At 27.7% G+C, this 21,439-nt stretch carries 19 protein-coding genes; 17 read left to right on the top strand and 2 right to left on the bottom strand.

The genetic code is table 11. The annotated features are described in order from the left end of the window. Nucleotides 1–154 precede the first annotated feature (154 nt). From rpsA to BLV71_RS13565, 8 genes are all read left to right on the top strand, one after another. Nucleotides 155–1,927, top strand: coding sequence for a 30S ribosomal protein S1 (gene rpsA / locus BLV71_RS13530; protein ID WP_093871066.1), 1,773 nt, complete (start codon nt 155–157; stop codon nt 1,925–1,927). 344 nt (nt 1,928–2,271) lie between these two features. After that, nucleotides 2,272–3,690: a zinc metalloprotease gene (locus BLV71_RS13535; RefSeq protein ID WP_143032792.1), complete on the top strand. Its 1,419-nt coding sequence runs from the start codon at nt 2,272–2,274 to the stop codon at nt 3,688–3,690. Between the two features lie 144 nt (nt 3,691–3,834). Further along, on the top strand, nt 3,835–5,226 hold the full coding sequence (glmM, locus tag BLV71_RS13540; RefSeq protein WP_093871068.1) for a phosphoglucosamine mutase: 1,392 nt from the start codon (nt 3,835–3,837) through the stop codon (nt 5,224–5,226). Between the two features lie 51 nt (nt 5,227–5,277). Further along, on the top strand, nt 5,278–6,060 hold the full coding sequence (locus tag BLV71_RS13545; protein ID WP_093871069.1) for a hypothetical protein: 783 nt from the start codon (nt 5,278–5,280) through the stop codon (nt 6,058–6,060). Between the two features lie 2 nt (nt 6,061–6,062). Continuing rightward, nucleotides 6,063–7,529, top strand: coding sequence for an aminotransferase class V-fold PLP-dependent enzyme (locus tag BLV71_RS13550; RefSeq protein ID WP_093871070.1), 1,467 nt, complete (start codon nt 6,063–6,065; stop codon nt 7,527–7,529). Between the two features lie 8 nt (nt 7,530–7,537). Continuing rightward, complete coding sequence (locus BLV71_RS13555; protein ID WP_093871071.1) at nt 7,538–8,590, top strand: M14 family zinc carboxypeptidase; 1,053 nt, start codon at nt 7,538–7,540, stop codon at nt 8,588–8,590. Between the two features lie 81 nt (nt 8,591–8,671). Next, on the top strand, nt 8,672–9,151 hold the full coding sequence (locus BLV71_RS13560; protein ID WP_093871072.1) for an Lrp/AsnC family transcriptional regulator: 480 nt from the start codon (nt 8,672–8,674) through the stop codon (nt 9,149–9,151). Between the two features lie 156 nt (nt 9,152–9,307). Further along, nucleotides 9,308–9,850: a PepSY-associated TM helix domain-containing protein gene (locus BLV71_RS13565; RefSeq protein ID WP_093871073.1), complete on the top strand. Its 543-nt coding sequence runs from the start codon at nt 9,308–9,310 to the stop codon at nt 9,848–9,850. Here the strand turns inward: BLV71_RS13565 and BLV71_RS13570 are convergent. Together BLV71_RS13570 and BLV71_RS13575 are read right to left on the bottom strand one after the other, a co-directional pair. Next, on the bottom strand, nt 9,847–10,542 hold the full coding sequence (locus tag BLV71_RS13570; protein ID WP_093871074.1) for a pseudouridine synthase: 696 nt from the start codon (nt 10,540–10,542) through the stop codon (nt 9,847–9,849). The genes BLV71_RS13565 and BLV71_RS13570 overlap by 4 nt on opposite strands. A 32-nt stretch (nt 10,543–10,574) precedes the next feature. Beyond that, nucleotides 10,575–11,774, bottom strand: coding sequence for a multidrug effflux MFS transporter (locus BLV71_RS13575; RefSeq protein ID WP_218131773.1), 1,200 nt, complete (start codon nt 11,772–11,774; stop codon nt 10,575–10,577). Nucleotides 11,775–11,967: 193 nt separating this feature from the next. Between BLV71_RS13575 and BLV71_RS13580 the strand changes: the two genes are divergently transcribed. The 9 genes from BLV71_RS13580 to BLV71_RS19050 all read left to right on the top strand — a co-directional run bounded on the left by BLV71_RS13580 (nt 11,968) and on the right by BLV71_RS19050 (nt 21,431). Then, a complete protein-coding gene (locus BLV71_RS13580; protein WP_093871075.1) occupies nt 11,968–12,483 on the top strand; it encodes an RNA polymerase sigma factor in 516 nt (171 codons plus the stop codon). Nucleotides 12,484–12,526: 43 nt separating this feature from the next. Beyond that, complete coding sequence (locus tag BLV71_RS13585) at nt 12,527–13,444, top strand: FecR family protein (protein WP_093871076.1); 918 nt, start codon at nt 12,527–12,529, stop codon at nt 13,442–13,444. Continuing rightward, the gene (locus BLV71_RS13590; protein ID WP_093871077.1) at nt 13,445–16,021 is read left to right on the top strand and encodes a TonB-dependent receptor; all 2,577 of its coding nucleotides are present in this window, start codon (nt 13,445–13,447) and stop codon (nt 16,019–16,021) included. A gap of 53 nt (nt 16,022–16,074) precedes the next feature. Next, a complete protein-coding gene (locus tag BLV71_RS13595; RefSeq protein WP_093872036.1) occupies nt 16,075–16,968 on the top strand; it encodes a MerR family transcriptional regulator in 894 nt (297 codons plus the stop codon). 98 nt (nt 16,969–17,066) lie between these two features. Then, nucleotides 17,067–18,542 carry a phytoene desaturase family protein gene (locus BLV71_RS13600; RefSeq protein ID WP_093871078.1) on the top strand — a complete coding sequence of 492 codons (1,476 nt, stop codon included), beginning with the start codon at nt 17,067–17,069 and terminating at the stop codon, nt 18,540–18,542. Further along, the gene (locus BLV71_RS13605; RefSeq protein WP_093871079.1) at nt 18,542–19,384 is read left to right on the top strand and encodes a phytoene/squalene synthase family protein; all 843 of its coding nucleotides are present in this window, start codon (nt 18,542–18,544) and stop codon (nt 19,382–19,384) included. Before BLV71_RS13600 ends, BLV71_RS13605 begins: the two co-directional genes overlap by 1 nt. Next, a complete protein-coding gene (locus BLV71_RS13610) occupies nt 19,385–19,822 on the top strand; it encodes a hypothetical protein (protein ID WP_093871080.1) in 438 nt (145 codons plus the stop codon). It begins immediately after the preceding gene. Next, on the top strand, nt 19,819–20,268 hold the full coding sequence (locus BLV71_RS13615; RefSeq protein WP_176974406.1) for a sterol desaturase family protein: 450 nt from the start codon (nt 19,819–19,821) through the stop codon (nt 20,266–20,268). The genes BLV71_RS13610 and BLV71_RS13615 overlap by 4 nt, the downstream gene beginning before the upstream one ends. A gap of 2 nt (nt 20,269–20,270) precedes the next feature. Continuing rightward, the gene (locus BLV71_RS19050) at nt 20,271–21,431 is read left to right on the top strand and encodes a lycopene cyclase domain-containing protein (protein ID WP_369813917.1); all 1,161 of its coding nucleotides are present in this window, start codon (nt 20,271–20,273) and stop codon (nt 21,429–21,431) included. Nucleotides 21,432–21,439: the final 8 nt, after the last annotated feature.

The following is a 21,439-nucleotide window of genomic DNA, read 5'->3' on the forward strand; positions in this document are numbered from 1 at the left end:
TTAGGTTACTTAAAAAATAATCCGTAAATTTGCACGCCTTTTTACAAGAACAGGATTGAAAAGGTAAGAAAAATATATTTATAAGTTTAATATCTCTTTGCATTAATATTGATAATATCCTGATTAATAAAAAGATACAAAATTATTCTCAGACATGTCTGAAGAAACAAAAACAACAACTGCAGAAGCAGTTAACCCAGCAGAATTTTTAGCAACATTTAATTGGCATAAATACGAAGAAGGTATTGATGAAGTTGATGAGTCTAAATTAAAAGAATTTGAACAAGCTTTAGAAGGAACAGTAGGTTTCGTAAATGAACGTGATGTTATTGAAGGAAAAGTTGTTCGTATTACTGATCGTGATGCAATTATTGATATTAACTCTAAATCTGAAGGAGTTATTTCATTAAATGAATTTCGTTACAATCCTAGTTTAGCTGTTGGAGATACAGTAGAAGTATTAGTTGATAAAAGAGAAGATTCTTCTGGTCAATTAGTATTATCTCATAAAAAAGCACGTGTAATCAAAGCTTGGGATCGTGTTAATAATGCACATGAAACTGGAGAAATCGTTAACGGTTTTGTTAAGTGTAGAACTCGTGGAGGTATGATCGTTGATGTATTTGGTATTGAAGCTTTCTTACCAGGTTCTCAAATTGATGTTAAACCTATCCGTGATTACGATCAATATGTTGAAAAAACTATGGAATTCAAAGTTGTTAAAATCAACCACGAATTTAAGAATGTTGTAGTTTCTCATAAAGCGTTAATCGAAGCTGATTTAGAAGATCAAAAACGTGAAATCATCGGTCAATTAGAAAAAGGACAAGTATTAGAAGGTGTTGTTAAAAACGTTACTTCTTATGGTGTGTTTGTTGACTTAGGTGGTGTTGACGGATTAGTACATATTACTGATTTATCTTGGTCTCGTATCAACCATCCAAATGAGGTTGTTGAGTTAGATCAAAAATTAAACGTTGTAATTTTAGACTTTGATGATAACAAGTCAAGAATTCAATTAGGATTAAAACAATTATCTGCTCACCCATGGGAAGCACTTAACTCTGATTTAAAAGTTGGAGATACTGTAAAAGGTAAAGTAGTTGTTTTAGCTGATTATGGTGCATTTGTTGAAGTAGAAGATGGTGTTGAAGGTTTAATTCACGTATCTGAAATGTCTTGGTCAACTCACTTACGTTCTGCACAAGATTTCGTAACTGTTGGTGATGAAGTAGAAGCTCAAATCTTAACATTAGACCGCGAAGAGCGTAAAATGTCTTTAGGTATGAAGCAATTACACCCAGATCCTTGGACTGATATTACTACTAAATATCCTGTAGGTTCTAAACATTCAGGTACTGTACGTAACTACACTAACTTTGGTGTGTTTGTAGAGTTAGAAGAAGGTATTGATGGATTAGTTTATATTTCTGATTTATCTTGGACTAAGAAAATTAAGCATCCATCAGATTTCGTAACTGTTGGTGATAAATTAGAAGTTCAAGTGTTAGAATTAGATGTAGAAAACCGTAAATTAAACTTAGGTCATAAACAAACTCAAGATAATCCTTGGGATGGTCATGAAGCTACGTATTCAATCGGATCTACTCATGAAGGAACTATCAAAGATAAAAACGATAAAGGAGCTACTGTAGCTTTTGCTGATGGAGTTGAAGCATTTGCACCTTCTCGTTATTTAGATAAAGAAGATGGTGGTAAATTAGCTAAAGGTGATACTGTTCAATTTCAAGTAATTGAATTCAGTAAAGAATACCGTAGAATAGTTGTTTCTCATACTTCTATCTTTAGAGCTGAAGAGCAAAAGAATGTTAAAGCAGCTGCTAAAAAAGCGCAAGAAACTGAAAAAACTACTTTAGGTGATATCGGTGGATTAGCTGAATTAAAGAAAAAAATGGAAGGAAAATAAATTTCCTAAAACCATAAATTTTTAAAAGCCGTTACATCATGTAACGGCTTTTTTTATTCCTTGTATTTAAAAGTTACTTTTCAAAAGTGTTGTTTTTTTTAAAAAAAAGTGTTAAATTTATAAGGTCCTGTGAATCAATTGATAATTTGATTCATCAATAATTATAGTGAATGTACTAGTGTACTATAATTATTTTTCAAGTAATTCTTATTTGGCATTTTAGCTCCAAACAACTACTACCAAATTACTACTACAAATATTTCTACTACTAGCATTGTCAGATATAGAAAGGTGTTTTTATACCCCCCTTAAAACGAACCTAATTCTAAAAAATGTTATTACTAATGAGAAAAACTAGAAATTTATGTATTGTATTATTATTGTTGTTATTTAGTATTAAAAGTTCAGCACAAAAAGATATGTTGAACAAATTGTATAAAAAAACTTTAAAATTAAGTGAAGTAGAAAATTATATGGAGCTTAATAACATTCCTCCTGCCCAATGTGTCGATTCTAAACAAGTATTAAATAATGATTTGGATGAAAGTGATAATATTAGGTATAGTAACCGACGACCTTCATATGAAATAAAGGTTTTTAATGTGTTTTTTCATGTTGTTAATGAAAATAATGGAAACCGTGCTGTGCCAATAAGTGAAAATGATTTAATTGAGGCTGTAGCAATTTTGAATAAAACATTTAATCAGTTTAAAATTTTCTTTAAATATAAAGGGCATGATCAAATTAATAGCACATGGAGGTCTGTATTATATATTGGAGGAAACAGAACTTTTAGTCAGTTAGTAGAATACTCAAAAAGTATAGGTAAATATCAAAATAACAGTTTTAATGTATATATCGTTTCTACGATACGTTATAGTCAATACGATTCTAGAAAAATAGCTGGTTTATCAAATAAACCAGGAATAAACAGTGTAATAGATGATGAGTATTTATTAACATCTACTTTACCTCATGAAATTGGTCATAATTTCTCATTAGAACATACATATAGAAACTGGAATAATTCGAATTGTAATTTGGTAGCTCAAAATGATTATATAGACGATACATTACCTTCAATGGCTTATGAGAATTCAGAAATTGATTCAGATTGTTCAACATATATAGGTGATAAAGATAAAAATAAATGCGGAATTGATTTTACTCAAGTTCCAGCAACTAATTTTATGAGTTCAAATGTTTTACCCTGTAGGTCTTTAGAAAATGCAAGTTTTACTTCTGGTCAAGGCAAGCGAATGATGTTAACAATTCAGAATAAATGGAATACAATATATAAAAAAGTTGAAAATTCAATTGAAAGTTTATATGAGCCTTATCAGGGAAGTTATGTTCAAGGAATATATCAAGATCCAAATAATGTTACTGGAAAAGAGATGAAATTTCAAAAAGGTTTTGACTATCAATTTGTAGACTGTAAGAAAACTACTTTTGTTAAAAAAAGTTATTCTAAAAATGACGTTCCAAAGGAGCATCCATACTTTACAGCAATAAAGATTCTTCAGGTTTCAAGTTCTGAAGCTCGTAAATGCAATATCCCCAGACCATCAGTATATCAAGGAGGAACTATAATTAGTTTTGGAAATATAATAGATAATAATTATGAGGTTAAAAAATTGGATAGTGAAGAAATTCAAAACCCTAAATTAGTAGAAACATTGCCTTTTGGATATAGTATTATAAATAAAGAATTGAAAAACGGAGATAAATATCAAAAAACTATATATAAAGCAAGAAACTAATTTTTCTTAATTGTTACCGTTAAGTATAGATTTAACGGATCTTTTATATCTGTATAGTGTAACAATTGTTACATTTAAAGATGCCTATATGTAAGCTTTAATTTCTGAAATACCGTTATATTTGTTATCAAATTAAATAACAATATGACTTTAATTAAATCTATTTCAGGTATTAGAGGTACTATAGGGGGAGCTATAGGTGATAATTTAACGCCTATTGATGCAGTAAAATTTGCTGCAGCTTACGGTACATTTATAAAGAAACAGAATCAAGAAAAAGAAAAAATAAAAATAGTAATAGGAAGAGATGCCCGTATTTCTGGTAAGATGATTACTAGTTTAGTTGCAAATACTTTAGTAGGCTTAGGAATAGATGTATTGGATTTAGGTTTATCTACCACGCCAACTGTTGAAATAGCAGTTCCTATTGAAAAAGCAGATGGAGGTATAATTTTAACAGCATCACATAATCCTAAACAATGGAATGCTTTAAAATTATTAAATGAAAAAGGTGAATTTATAGATGGAGCAGATGGAGCAGAAGTTTTAGCTTTAGCTGAAAGCAATAATTTGCAATTTGCTGAAGTAGATGATTTAGGTAACTATAAGAAGAAAAAGAACTATATAAAAAAACATATTAAGGAAGTTTTAAAACTTGACTTAGTTGATAAAAAAGCAATTAAAAAAGCTAAATTTAAAGCTGTAGTTGATGGAGTAAATTCAACAGGAGGTATAGCTATTCCAATGCTTTTAAAAGAACTAGGAGTTAAATGTATAGAACTATATTGTGAGCCTAATGGACATTTTCCTCACAACCCTGAGCCTTTAAAAGAAAACTTAACAGATATATCTAAATTAGTTGTAAAAAAGAAAGCAGATTTAGGAATTGTAGTTGATCCTGATGTTGATCGATTAGCATTAATATCTGAAGATGGTTCAATGTTTGGTGAAGAATATACTTTAGTGGCTTGTGCTGACTATGTATTAGGAAAAAACAAAGGGGGTAATACAGTTTCAAACCTGTCTTCTTCTAGAGCTTTAAGAGATGTCACTGAGAAACACGGAGGAACTTACACCGCTAGTGCAGTAGGTGAGGTAAATGTAGTAAAGAAAATGAAAGAAACTAATACTGTTATTGGTGGAGAAGGGAATGGTGGTATTATTTATCCAGATTCACATTATGGACGTGATTCTTTAGTTGGTGTAGCTTTATTTTTATCTCATTTAGCTAATAAAAAAGTATCGTGTAAAGAGCTAAGAGATAGCTATCCTAGTTATTTTATGAGTAAAAATAAAATACAATTAACTCCAAAAATTAATGTAGATGATATTTTAACAAAAATGGCTTCTAAATATAAAGATGAAGAGGTTAACACAATAGATGGAGTTAAAATAGATTTTGCAGAGGAATGGGTACACTTAAGAAAATCTAATACAGAACCTATTATTCGTATTTATACAGAAGCTATATCTCAAGCGAAAGCTGATGCATTAGCTGAAAGATTTATTAAAGAAATAGAAGAAATAATAGCGTAAGTTTTGAATACTAAATATTTAGCAATAGCATTGTTCCTTTTTTCCTTATCTATGAACGCACAAGATAATAAGGTTAAAAAGGTAACTAATAAAGGAAAGTTTTTTGTTTATTGGGGGTGGAATTGGGCAAGTTATTCTGATTCGGATATACATTTTAAAGGAAATAATTATGATTTTACCTTAAAAAATGTAAAAGCTACAGATAGACCTACAAAATTTTCTTTTAGAGATTATTTTAATCCGGGAAGGGTAACAATACCTCAAACTAATTTTAGAATAGGATATTTTTTTAAAGAAAACTATACTATTTCAATTGGAGTAGATCATATGAAATATGTAATGGTACCAAATCAAGATGTGAAAATTGATGGTACTATTAATGTTGGTAATCCAAAGTATGATGGAGTTTATAATAACTCTGATATAAATTTAGCCAGTGATTTCTTACGATTTGAGCATACAGATGGTTTAAATTACGTAAATATTCAGTTATATAGATTCGATGATATAAGTAAGTGGTTTGGGTTAGAACTTGAAAATCTTCAAATTAATTTAACAGAAGGTGTTGGTGTTGGTGTTCTTGTTCCTAGAACAAATACAACATTATTAAATAATGAAAGGCATGATGATTTTCATTTTTCTGGATATGGAGCGTCAGTAGGAGGTGGGTTAAATATTACATTTTTAAAACACTTTTTTATACAAGCTGATATCAAAGGAGGATATATTTATATGCCAAATATAAGAACAACTGTAAATGCTTCTGATACTGCATCACAAGGGTTTTACTTTTTTCAAAACAATATTTTAATAGGAGGTAAATTTAGAATTTAGTTATGAGTTTAGAACTGTACTTTGAAGAATTTAAAAATAATATAGTTGGTATAAACCAAACATTTAAAACACCTTATGGTGAAAAAAAACTTATTTATACAGATTGGACAGCTAGTGGTAGGTTGTATAGACCAATTGAAGAGAAATTATTAAATGAGTTTGGTCCTTTTGTAGCTAATACACATACAGAAACATCTACTTCTGGTGCTGCTATGACTTTAGCATACACTAAAGCTAGAAATATAATTAAAGATCATGTAAATGCTAATAAAGATGATGTTTTAATAACTGAAGGTTCTGGAATGACTGGGGTAGTTAATAAATTTCAGCGTATTCTTGGTTTAAAAGTTTCTGAAAATTTAAAAGAGTATACTCAAATACCTGATGAGAAACGTCCAATAGTTTTTGTGAGTCATATGGAACATCATTCTAATCAAACATCTTGGTATGAAACAATAGCGGATGTAGAAGTTGTACCTTGTGATGATGCTGGATTAGTATGTTTAGAAAAGTTTGAAGAAGTAGTAAAAAAATATAACGATAGACCTATAAAAATAGCATCAGTTATTGCTGGATCTAACGTAACAGGGATTAAAACTGATTATCATAAAATTGCAGCATTAATTCATAAATATAATGGATTGTGTTTTGTAGATTTTGCATGTTCTGCACCATATGTAGATATTAATATGCATCCAGATAATGAAAATGAACATTTAGATGCAATTTTCTTTTCCCCACATAAGTTTTTAGGAGGTCCAGGAAGTTCAGGTGTATTGTTGTTTAATAAAAAACTTTATAAAAATACGATTCCTGATAACCCAGGAGGAGGTACGGTAACATATACTAATCCTTGGGGAGAACACGATTATATTGATGATGTTGAAACGAGAGAAGATGGTGGTACACCTGCTTTTTTACAAACAATTCGTATTGCTTTATCAATACAATTAAAGAATAAAATGGGAACGGAGAGCATGAAAAAAAGAGAGGATGAAATAAATCCTGTTATTTTTGATTGCTTAGAAAGTATAGATGGAGTAAGAATTTTAGCGCCACAACATAAAGATAGATTAAGTATTTTCTCTTTTTATTTTGAAAAATATCATTTTAATTTAGTCGTTAAATTATTAAATGATCATTTTGGAATTCAAACAAGAGGTGGGTGTTCATGTGCTGGTACTTATGGACATTTTTTATTAAATGTAGACCAAAATACTTCTCATAAAATTAAAGATAAAATTTTAGAAGGCTGTAGTACAGATAAACCAGGTTGGGTTCGATTATCAATACATCCAACAATTACTAATGAAGAAGTAAATTATATTTGTGATTCATTAAAGTTATTAGCTAAAAATATTGAGGAATGGTCAAAAGATTATCATTATAGTTTAGCTAAAAATGATTATGTACATAATTCAGTTGAATCAATAGAAAAACAATTAGTTTCTGAATGGTTTGCTATTTAATTTAAGAAATGGAAATATTAGACATTGATTCTTTAGAAAAAGAATATCTCATTATAAAAGAAGATAGACTTAAAGGTAGGTGGATCACTTTTAAAGATATTGAAAGTTTATATTCAAAATTACCTAATTATATTGAATCAAAAATTATAGGTACTTCAGAAAAAGGCACTCCTATTTATAAACTTAAATTAGGAAGAGGAAAGAAAAAAGTTTTCATGTGGAGTCAAATGCACGGAAATGAAAGTACTGGAACAAAAGCGGTTTTTGATTTTTTAAACTTTATAAATGAAAATTCTTCAAAAAGCATAATTAAAACTATTTTAAGTAATATTGAAATTCATATTATTCCAATGCTAAATCCTGATGGAGCTCATGCTTATACAAGAGTTAATGCAAATAATATTGATTTAAATAGAGATGCTGTTGATTTAATAGCTAAAGAAAGCAAGCTTTTAAGGTCTGTTTTAGAAGAAATTAATCCAGAATTCTGTTTTAATTTGCATGATCAAAGAACAATTTTTGGCGTTGAGGGTACTTCAAATCCAGCAACAATTTCGTTTTTAGCCCCTTCAGAAGAAGAATCTAGGCAAATTACTAAGGGTAGAGCAGAAACGATGAATGTGATTATAGCAATGAATAAGTTATTGCAGCAAATCATACCGAATCATGTTGGAAGATATACAGACGAGTTTTATCCAACAGCAACTGGAGATAACTTTCAAAAATTAGGACATAATACTATTTTGATTGAAGCTGGGCATTATCCTAATGATTATGACAGAGAAGAAGTAAGAAAGTTCAATTTTTATGCTTTAATTCAAGGTTTTTTTCATATTTCAACAAATACTGAGTTCAGTAATTATGAAGAATATTTTTCTATTCCTAACAATATCAAGAACTTCTATGATGTTATTTATAGATCAAAAAATAATGAAAAAGATATAGCATATCAGTACGCTGAGAAGATAGAAAGTAATAAATTTGTGCTTACTTTAATTAAGGAGAAAGAAGGAGATTTAAAATCATATTTGTCCCATCAAGAATTTAACATAAATGATTGATCTTTGTTTTTCTTCTAATGAAAGTATATAAAAATTGAAAAAAAATCATATTTTAGCAGTATTACTTGAAATAAAACAAAAATGAAGAAATTTGTATTAGATGAAATAGATCATCAAATCTTAGACATTTTAATAGAAAATGCTAGAACACCTTTTACTGATATAGCTAAGAAGTTATTAGTGTCTGCAGGAACTATTCATGTACGAGTAAAGAAAATGGAAGATGAAGGTATAATAGAAGGATCTACATTGACATTGAATTATGAAAAAATGGGATATTCTTTTATAGCTCATGTAGGTGTTTTTTTAGAAAAAACATCAATGACACAGCATGTTTTAGAAAGCTTAAGATTAATACCTAATGTAACTGTAGCTTACGTTACAGCAGGAAAATATAATATTTTTTGTAAAGTTAGAGCAAAGAGCACAAACGATGCGAAAGATATTATTTATAGAATTGATGACATTCATGGTGTAAATAGAACTGAAACTATGATATCATTAGAAGAAAGTATTAATGATAAAAAGCGTTTAATGCATGCTATTTTTAAAGAAATATAGTTCTTTCTAAAAAAAAAGTAATAAAAAAACTGCCTTTATTTAAAGGCAGTTTTTTTATTGACTAATGTAAAGTAATTTCTAGATATAGAAAATATAGAGTATCATAATAGTTCGGGTTAATTCAATATATTTGAAAAATAAATATTATTTAATATAATGAAATTAACAAATAGAAGTTTACATCGTGACTTTGCTTATTTTTATGTAGGTTTAATTATTGCTTTTTCTTTTTCAGGAATTATTTTAAATCACAGAGAAGATTGGTATCCTATGAATTATACTTTCGAAAGTAAAGACGTTCAACTTAATTTGCCTGAAAACTTAGATTTGTTAACGAAAGAATATATTCAAGAAGAAGTAAGGAATATAGATGAAAAATATGATGGCCATAGAGTAAGAAAGAATACACTTAGAGTATATTTTAAAGGAAATATAATATTAGATGTTGATACAGCTACAGGAAAAGGAATAATAGAGTACAAGAGAAAAGTACCATTATTAGGACATACCATGTATTTACACAAGTCTACTAATAGTTTTTGGATTTGGTATTCAGATATTTTTGGAGTAGCTATGTTATTAATAGCAATTACTGGAGTTTTAATTCCTGCTGGTAAAAATGGTTTTTCTAAAAGAGGCTGGAAATTAGCCGTTTTAGGGATGTTGTTTCCTATAGTATTCTTAGTACTATTTTCTTAAATTTCCCAATTGAATTTATCGAAGATAACTTTCCAATTCTCAGTGAAATTAGATGTTAATTTGATTTCTTTGTTTAAGAAAGGATGAATAAATTCAAGATTATGTGCATGTAAAAATAAGTTGTCACAATCAAAATTTTCAATAAACATCATATTATGGTTTTTATCTCCATATTTTGGATCACCTATTAAGGGGTGACTTATTTTGTTTGTATGTATTCGTAATTGATGTAATCTTCCAGTTTTTGGAGTTAATTTCACTAAACTATACCTTGATGTATCATATGGTTTTACAGGTATATCTAAAATCTTCTGTTTTATAGTTTCAAGTTTAGTTTCTGCCTCTTTGTATACATTTGAATCTCTTCCTTTTACTGGACTATAAATAATGGTACTTTGTGGAGAATGACCTCTTACAATCCCATAATAAGTTTTTTGAATTAAACTTTCTGTAAAAAGGTTTTGAAATTTTGAAACAAACTTGGTTTCTTTAGCAAGTAAAATAATTCCTGAAGTTTTTCTATCTAGTCTATGAATAGGATAATATTTACCCTTAATTTGTTCATCAAGTAATTGTAATAATGATTTTTCGTCAGAAACATTTCTAGAATGATGTGCATGATGTACAACAACATTGTTAGGTTTTGTTACACAAACTATATACTCGTCTTGATAAATAACTTCTAGTTTCAAAATTAAAAATACTTTTAAATGAATGATTTGATTTATAATTGTACCTCTTTCTTAACGTATACTAGCATCGCTAATGAAAGTAATCCACAAGCCAAAAAGCCTATAAAAAGAGGAATAGATGTCGTTGTTATATAACTACCTATAAACATAGCAATAGGAACTGCCATTATTGTAGATATAAAACCATTAAATGCTGCGCCAATACCAGCAATATGACCTATAGGTTGCATTGCTAAAGCTCTTAAGTTTCCAAATAAAAAACCTATCGAAAAAAATTGAAGCGCAAAAAACAATAAAATAATTTCAATACTAGGGTTTTTAGAACCATAAAATAAAGCGATATAAATAATAGGAACTAGAATAAAAACATAAGTAAAAAAATAGACTAGTTTAAACATACCAAACTTCATGACTAAAGTTCCATTTAAAAATGTTGCAAAACCTACAGAAATAGCTAGCCCAGCAAAAATAAAAGGAAATTCTTCATGTAAGCTATATTGTTCTTGAAAAATATATTGTGAAGCACTTAAGTATACCATAAAAGAGCCTGTAATTAGCCCAGAAATTAAAGTAAAAACAAATGCTTGCTTCTGTTTTTTAAATTCTTTATATCCGTTAATAAAAAGCTTATATGAAAAAGTAGTTTTATGCTCTTTTTTTAAAGTTTCTGGCTGTCTTTTCCACAGCCATATCATAATTAATACTCCAAATATTAATTGACTATAAAATATAGATTTCCACCCATAATTATCAAGCATAATTTTACCTAATGAAGGAGCTACTACTGGTACTAAAATGAAAATTACAACTATAAAAGACATTATTTTAGCCATATAGTTACCACTAAAACTATCACGTACCATTGCTATACTAATGGTTCTTGGTGCTGAAAGACCAATTCCTTGTAAAATTCTACCAATTATCATCATTTCAATACTTGAAGCTGTAACACAAATAAAACTAGCTAAAACAAAAATAATAAAGCCAAAATATATTATTGGTTTTCTACCAAAACTATCAGAAATAGGACCTGCAATTAATTGACCAAAACCAAGACCTAAAAATATCATAGTAACAAGAAGTTGATTATCACTTGTGTCTTTTAGATTGATAGAGTATCCTATTTGATCCAAAGCAGGTAGTAAAGCATCAATAGATAAGGCAACTAATGACATTAAAGAAGCCATTAAAGTAATGAATTCTAATTTAGAATTATTTGAAGTTTTATGCATTTTACAAAATTACAACAACTAGTAAGTTAAATAGTGAAAAAAGGAAATTAAAAAGAAAATAAAAAATGGTGCCATTAGCTTTAAGAAGGGTTAAGGTTCACTAATAGCACCCAGTATATAATTAATTTGTTATAAAACAATTAAAAAATAAAATACCCTACCTTTTTTTTAAAAAAATGTTAAGTTTGTTGCAATGAAAACAAAAAAAACAATTTGTCAACCAAAAGTATTTGAAGATGTTTATGATAAACAATCAAAATCTTTACATAATTTTATGTATTACAAATGTGGTGATAAAGATTTAGCAGAAGATTTTGTTCAAGAATCTTTCATTAAGTTATGGGAGAATTGTTCAAAAGTACTTATAGAAAAAGCTAAATCATTTTTATTTACTGTTGCTAACAATATGTTTTTAAATCATGTTGCACATAAAAAAATTGTATTGAAGCATTCTTCTGAAAACAAGAAAGGTTACACAAATGAGACCCCCGAATTTATAATTGAAGAGAAAGAGTTTTTAAGTAAGCTTAAAAATGCTATAGCAGATTTACCTGAAAAACAGCGTGAAGTTTTTTTATTAAATAGAATTAATAAAAAAAAATATAGAGAAATTGCTGAAATGCTAGATATATCTGTTAAAGCAGTAGAAAAAAGAATGTCTTTGGCATTAAAAGCATTAAGAGATAAAATAGGGAGGAATTTAAAGTAGGGTAGCTTATACTTTACTTGTTATACAATAAGAAAGGCAGAAAATGAATAAAAAGATAGATGATGATTTTTTAGCTAAGTGGTTAAATAATCAGCTTACAAAAAATGAATTAGAAGATTTTAAAAAGACTTCTGATTATGCTTTGTATGAAAAAATAATGAATGTATCGTCAGAGTTTGAAGAACCTATATTTGAAAAAGAAAAGGTATTTGAAGGTATAAAAGAAAGTACAAGTGCTTTGTTAAGTACAGAAAAAAGAAAGTCTAAGGTTTATAAACTAAATTGGTTATCAGCAGCAGCGTCAGTTTTAATTATATTTAGTGCTTTATATTTTTTTAATAGTTCTACGAGCCATGAAACTGGTTATGGTGAACAGTTAGCAATAATATTACCAGATAGTTCTGAAGTGCTTTTAAATTCAAAATCATCAATTAGTTTCAAAAAAAGAGATTGGGAGAGCTCTAGAGAACTATTTTTGAAAGGTGAAGCACATTTTAAAGTGAAAAAAGGAGAAACCTTTAAAGTAGTTACCGATTTAGGTGAGGTTAAAGTACTAGGTACTCAATTCAATGTTCAATCAAACAAGGAATATATTGAAGTCCATTGTTTTGAAGGTAAAGTAAGAGTAAACTCTGGAAAGGCTAATAATATTTTAACAAAAGGTAAAGCAGTAAGGAATTTTAATAATGGTCTAGAAGAAAAATGGAATATAGATCAAGAAGAACCTACATGGAAAAATGGAGAAACTTCATTTAAAAGTATAGCCTTGAAATTTATAGTTTTATCTATTGAAAATCAATATCATATTAAAATAAAAACTTCTGATATAGACCTAACTCAAAAGTTTACTGGAAGTTATACCCATGACAATTTAAAAGTTGCTTTAAAAACTGTTTTTGAACCTATGAAAATAGGAGTTATCTTTACAGATACAAAAATGGTTACATTAGTTAAAAAGTAAATGAATTTTAAATTTCATGTTTTATTAATATTACCTTTTTTTTGGGCAATAAATTCTTTACATGCTCAAAAAAATAAACAAAAGGACTCTATACAATTAAGAGACCTTTTTGTTGTTTTAGAAAAAAAACATGAAATAAAATTCTCCTACAATGATAAACTCATTAAAAATAAGTTTGTAGAAAACTCATTTATTAAACTACCTCTAAACAAAGTTCTTGATAAAATAGCCATTAATTTTAAATTAAGGTTTGAAAAAATAACAGAAAGATACATTACTGTTTCAAAATCAGGAAAATTATATCAGATTAGTGGAAATATTTTTGATAAAAAAGATAAAAAGCCAATTCAAGGAGCTAGTGTTGTTTCGTTACGTAGAAACAAAGGTGTGATATCTAATGAAAATGGCTTTTTTAAACTATCTAACCTTATTGAAGGTGATAAAATTGAAGTGTCCTTTATAGGTTATGATACTAAAACATTAATAGTCAATGAAGAATTGACTTCTGAACAATTATCATTAATATTGAGTGAATCTACTACTTTATTAGAAGAAGTTTTAGTTTCCGACTACATGGTTGGAGGTATTGATAAAAAAACTGATGGATCTTTAGTAATTTCTCCTAAAAAATTAGGTACAGTTTCTGGATTAACTGAACCCGATATATTACAAAGTGTACAATTATTACCAGGAATTAACAGCCCTGATGAAACTGCTTCAGGTTTGTTTATAAGAGGAGGTACTCCTGAACAGAATTTAATACTTTTTGATGGTATTAAAATGTATAACTCATCACATTTCTTTGGAATGATATCTGCATTTAATCCTTATATTGTTGATAAGGTTAAAGTTTTTAAAAGTGGAGCTAGTGCTGAATATGGTAATCATACTTCTGGTGTAATTGATATAGAAACAAATAAAGAAATACCTAAAAGTTTTAATGGAGGGTTTGGTGTAAATATGACACATTTTGATGCGTTTATGAATATACCTATTTCAAAAAAAATTGGAATTTCTTTATCAGGAAGAAGATCTTTTACTGACGTTTTCAAAACAAATACGTTTAATAGATTATCAAAAAAAGTTTTTCAAAACTCAATTATATCAAGAAACGAAAGTGTTGGGACAGAATTATATGATAGTAAAAATGATTTTTATTTTTTTGATGTTAATTCCAAACTTACTTATAAACCTTCTTCTAAAGATATTATTACATTTAATTATTTATTAGTTAGGAATAAATTAAACTATGTTTTTAATACTAAAAACTCTAATAGGTATATAACAGAAGATGATTTACAAATAAAGAATACTGGAATTAGAACTATGTGGGAACGTAAACTAGGAAATAATTCTATTTTAAGAACAAATTTTTATTCATCAACTTATGATTTGAATTATGAATACAATGGGTCATTTGACTATGGTAGTCCATACACGCAAAAGGCGCTGAAAAGTAATATCATTAAAGATTTAGGATTTAAAAGTGTTTTTGAGAAAAAATTAAATGAAAAATCGTCTTTTCTAACAGGTTATGAATTTTCAAATAATAGTGTAAGTTACAGTATTGAAAGAGGAGTTAAATCTACAATTTCAAGTACAAAATATAAAATAGCTGACTCTGGAAATAATAATTCCCATGCTTGGTTTTTTAATTATGGATTTAATAATTATAAAAAAACAATTGTAAACGTAGGAGTTAGAACAAACTATTTTACACTTTCTGATAAAGTTTATTTTGCACCTAGAATCTATTTTCAACAACAATTATTACCTAATTTATCATTTAAAACTTCTTTTGAGTTCAAACAGCAAAATATAGGAAGGTTGTTAGAAGTTCATACTTCAGATTTTGGTTTAGAAAATGAAGTTTGGTTACTGATTGATAATGAAGAGTTACCAATTTTAAGAAATAAACAATATACTTTCGGTGCTATATATAAAGCTAATGGATTAACATTTGACATAGATTATTACAGAAAGTATAGTAAAGGAGTAACTTCAGCTACAAAGGCTACTGAAGGAAATATTAGAGGTTTTTATCAAGGTACGAGTAAGGTTGATGGAGTTGATGTATTGTTAAAAAAATCTATTAATAATTATAATACTTGGGTGAACTTTAGTTACAGTAAATCTAGGTATATTTTTGATGAAGTTAATAATGGGAAATTTTTCTCTACAAATTTTGATACAACCAATAGTTTTTTGTGGGCACATAATTTGAATTTAGGTAACTTTAGTTTTTCATTAGCCTGGATTTGGAAAACAGGAACACCTTATTCACCAGTTGAAAGAATTGAAAATAATGGAAATCTTGTCTTAGGAGATCTTAATTCAAAAAGACTGCCAGCTTACCATAAAATGGATTTATCATCCAGTTATTCTTTTAATTTTGATAAAAATAAAAAGTGGAAAGGAAAAATAGGGATTTCATTATTAAATTTATACGACAGAACAAACTACTTGAGGAGAAGTTATAGTAGTGTTTGGGATGGTACAAAATATAGTATTCAACAAAGTGAGCAGCTATCTTTAGGTATGACTCCAAACCTAGTTTTGAGAATTTTTATCAAATAAATTTTTATTTTAAAAAAACAAAGCTATCTTTGTTTAAAGAAAATAAAAATATATTGAACAATATAAAAACCATATTCACAATTAAAGATCTAGAAAATATTTCTGGAATCAAGGCACATACTATTAGGATATGGGAAAAAAGATATAATTTATTTCAGCCTAAAAGAACGGACACCAACATTCGTTATTATTCTTCAGAAAGCCTTTTAAAGTTATTAAATGTAGCCTTATTAAATAAGCATAAGTATAAGATATCAAAAATTGCAGAAATGTCTGATGAGCAAGTAAAAGTGACTGCTCGTGAATTATCTTTTAATTATGCTGTAGGAGATGAAGCTATAAATTCTTTTAAAATATCAATGTTTCAATTTGATAAAGTATTGTTTAATAATACATATAACAAGCTTTTACATAAAAAAACATTTAGGCAAATCTTTAAAGATGTATTTGTTCCTTTTCTTGAAAATATTGGTTTATTATGGCAAACAGATACTTTACTTCCAGCTCATGAGCATTTTATATCTAATTTAATAATTCAAAAAATACAACTTAATACTGAAAATTTAGAGTACATAACCACTAAAGAAGATCTTACGTATGTTTTATTCCTTCCTGATGGTGAAATACATGAGATAGGGCTTTTGTACTTAAATTATGAATTGGTATTAAGGGGCTACAGAACTATCTATTTAGGACAAAGTTTACCATTGAATAATTTAAGTTACTTTTTTGATAGTGATACCAAAATGTGTTTTGTTTCTTCAATGACTGTAAAGCCTTACGAAGATAAAATAAAAGGTTATTTTAAAGAAATAGATGAAATACTGAGTACAACTAACCATAAATTCATAGGTATTGGTAATAAAGCCATGTTAGTTGAAAATGAACTATTCAATTCGAATATAAAGGTTTATCCTTCGGTTATAAAAGTATTAGAGAAAATATAGTTATTAAGTCTCTAATTTGTTAAGTTGTTATTGTTTTAACAAAAAAATGACACTTTAAATTCTATATATAAATTAATTTTGTTTAACTTTGTGTTGATATGATTAAACAAGAAAATAAAATATCAATAATAGGATCAGGTTTTTCATCATTGTCTGCAGCATGCTATTTAGCTAAGTATGGTTATGAAGTTGTAGTTTATGAGAAAAATAAAACTATTGGTGGTAGAGCAAGACAGTATTTAAATGATGGGTTTACATTTGATATCGGACCAACATGGTACTGGATGCCAGATGTATTTGAAAAGTTTTTTGCTGATTTTGGTAAGAAACCCTCTGATTATTACAAGTTAGAAAAATTATCGCCAGCTTACCAAGTTTATTTTGGTAAAAACGATAGTATTGTTATTCCCGACAATTTTCAAGAAATATGTGATGTTTTCGAAAAAGAAGAAAAAGGCAGTTCTAAACACTTAATTAAGTTTATGAAATCTGCCGAAGATAATTATGATATAGCTGTGAAAGATATGGTATATAAGCCAGGGGTTTCACCGTTAGAGTTGATTTCATTTAAAACAGCAGTCAGATTAAGTCAGTTTTTTTCTACGATACGAAAGCAAGTTAGAAAGAAAATAAAAAGTGAAAAATTAATTCAGATACTAGAGTTTCCTGTATTGTTTTTAGGTGCAAAACCTAGTAATACACCTGCATTTTATAATTTCATGAATTATGCTGATTTTTCTTTAGGTACATGGCATCCGGTCGGAGGAATGTATAAGGTAATTGAAGGAATGTCTAAATTGGCAAAAGATTTAGGAGTTCAGTTTAAAACTAATGCTACAATAAATTCTATTGAAGTAGATGAAAGTAATAAAGTTTCAGGAATGCAGGTAAATGGGGAAAGAGTTGAAACAAATTTAATTTTAAGTGGTGCTGACTATCACCATACTGAAACACTATTACCAACTAAGTTTAGGCAATATTCAGAAAAGTATTGGTCAAATAAAACATTTGCACCATCATCTTTATTGTTTTATATTGGGTTTGATAAAAAATTAAAAAATGTATGTCATCACACGTTGTTTTTTGATACAGACTTTGATGAACATGCAAAAACAATTTATGACAATCCTAGTTGGCCAGAAAAACCTCTATTTTATGCAAGTTTTCCATCAATAACTGATGATTCATTTGCTCCTGAAAATAAAGAAGCAGGAACAATTTTAATTCCTTTGGCGCCAGGTATAGAAGATACTCCTAAAATAAGGGAAAAGTATTTTAATATTGTTATAGAAAGGCTAGAAAAATTAACAGGTCAAAAAGTAAGAGATTCTATTTTATTTAAAGAAAGTTATTGTGTAAATGATTTTATAAAAGATTACAATTCTTACAAAGGAAACGCTTATGGATTAGCTAATATTCTAACACAAACTGCTTTTTTAAGACCTAAAATCAAAAGTAATAAGGTAAACAACCTATATTTTACAGGACAATTAACGGTTCCAGGACCGGGTGTACCACCGTCTTTAATTTCGGGTAAAGTAGCTTCAGAACTAATTTTAAAAACACGTAAATAATGAAACAATTATTTGATCAAGTATCCTACAATTGCAGTAAATTAGTAACTAAAAAATACAGTACTTCTTTTTCTTTAGCAACAAGAATGTTAGCCCCCGAAATTAGAGCTGCAGTATATAATATTTATGGATTTGTAAGATTTGCAGATGAAATAGTTGATACATTTCATGAATATGATAAAGAAGCATTGATGTATCAGTTTGAAAAAAATTATTATTTAGGCAAGCATCAGGGAATTAGTTTAAATCCTATTTTGAATTCTTTTATACAAACTGTAAATAAATATCATATAGAAGATGAATTAATTCAAGCATTTTTAAAAAGCATGAAAGCAGATTTATTTAAAACGGAATATACTACTCAAGAAGAATATAATGAATATATATATGGTTCTGCTGACGTAGTTGGTTTAATGTGTTTACGAGTTTTTGTTAAAGGTGATAATGAGAAATATGAAGAATTAAAAAAAGCTGCAATGAGATTAGGTTCAGCTTTTCAAAAAGTTAATTTTTTACGTGATTTAAAAGATGATATTGAATTATTAAATAGATCTTATTTCCCAAATATCGATTTAAAACAGTTAGATAAGGCCTCAAAAGAACAAATTATAAATGAAATTGAAGATGATTTTGAGTTTGCTTATAAAAACGGAGTTTTAAAATTACCAGTTGAAGCTAAATTTGGAGTATATATTGCTTATAGATATTATAGAAGATTATTAAAAAAACTTAAGTCTGTCCCTTCTTCTCAAATAATGGATACAAGAATACGAATTTCAAATAGCTTGAAAATTAGCTTACTTATGAGAGGGTATGCTAGGTATAAATTAAATTTATTATAAATGAAGTGGTTGTTTACCTTTTTATTTTTTAATGTGTTAATTTTTAATAGCATTCCTGATTATGTTCAATCATATCATAAAGCAACAACTAAAAAGCAAGAAGTTGAGTTTATAAATAAATACAAAAACAGTTCTAAAATAAATATTATTGCTTATGTCGTTTCTCTAGAAATGAAGCAAGCTAAATATAAATTTTTCCCTTGGAAAAAATTATCAATTTTTAATAAGGGAAAAAATAAATTAGAAGGATTAATTAGGGATAACCCTGATAATGTAGATTTAAGGTACATACGATTAGTTATTCAAGAGAATGTTCCTTCGTTACTAAATTATAAATCAAACATAACAGAAGATAAATTGTTCTTAAGTAATATTATGAAAATAAAAGATACTTCAGACTATTTAGATTTTTATATAAAAAAGAATACATCTTTATGATCACATTTGCAGTTGTAACAATAGGAACTTTTATAATTATGGAAGGTGTTACTTGGTGTACACATAAATATGTGATGCATGGATTTGGATGGTTTTTACATGAAGATCATCATCAACCAGGATATCCTCATGTTTTTGAAAAAAATGATGCTTTTTTTGTAGTTTTTGCTGTACCAAGTATTTTACTTTTTTATTTTGGGATTAGGCCTGAATTAAACTCCTTGTTTTTTATTGGTTTAGGTATTTTGCTTTATGGCTTAGCTTACTTTTTAATTCATGATGTTCTTATTCATCGTAGATTTAATTGGTTTAAAAACACAAGTAATAGATATTTAAGAGGTTTAAGGAAAGCACATAAAATTCATCATAAACATTTAGGAAAACCAGATGGAGAATGTTTTGGAATGTTGTTTGTTCCTTTTAAATATTTCAAAAAAAGACAGTAGCAATGAACAATTACTTATATCTCATATTAAATTTAGGGAGTTTAAGTATTCCTTTACTGTATAGTTTTTTTGAAAAAGAATTTCACTTTATTCAATATTTTAAAGCAGTTGTATTAAGTATTATTTTGGTAGCGATACCATTTTTAATATGGGATGGTATTTTTACTTACTATAGAGTTTGGGGGTTTAATCCAGATTATCATTTATCAATTGATATTCTAGGAATGCCACTTGAAGAATGTATGTTTTTTTTCTGTATTCCTTATGCCTGCTTATTTACTCATGAAGTTTTAAAATTCTATTTACCAAACTTTAAGTTATCAAAAGGAACAACAATTATAGTTTCAACTTTGCTATTGGTATTAGTGTGTTTTTTATTAATTTTTAATTTTGGTAAATGGTATACAACTGTAAACTTTATATTTTTCATACTATTATTAATTTATAGTATTAAGAATCATTTACATGTTTTAGCTAATTATTTGCCAAGTTTTATAGTAATAATGATTCCATTTTTATTAATTAATGGAATTTTAACAGGAAGTTTTATTGATGAACCAGTAGTATGGTATGATAATACTGAAAATTTAAATTTTAGAATATTTACTATTCCATTTGAGGATGTGTTTTACGCTTTTAATTTACTATTTTCAATACAATTATTGTTTAATTATTTAAAAAAAGGGAGCATGAAAAATAAACCTCTTGTACGCTTTGTTGTTTTTTTAATTGTTAATTATTTAGCGTTATATATAGGTGTAATATTAATGGAAAATGGACCTAGAGCTGAATGGTACCTTTCGCTAAATAAAGCTCCATGGACCCCACCAGGTTGGGTGTTTGGAGTTGCTTGGTCATCAATTATGTTCTTCTTTTCTTTCTACATGACTAAATTGAGCTTTAAGTTTAATTTTTTTAATAAAGAATTGATTGTATTGTATACTGTTCAGTGGATATTGAATGTAAGTTGGAACTTATCTTTCTTTAATAATCATCAAACTATATTAGGACTTGTAGTAATAATGATTTTATGGTTATTAATAGGTTATTTTACTTTTAAATACATAAAAACCTTAGGAGTTTATACACTATTAATAGTACCTTATTTGGTTTGGATGACTATCGCAACTAGTTTAAATGCTTATATAGTTTTAAACAATTAAAATAAATA

It is taken from the genome of Tenacibaculum sp. MAR_2010_89 (assembly GCF_900105985.1).
Classification (GTDB): domain Bacteria; phylum Bacteroidota; class Bacteroidia; order Flavobacteriales; family Flavobacteriaceae; genus Polaribacter; species Polaribacter halocynthiae.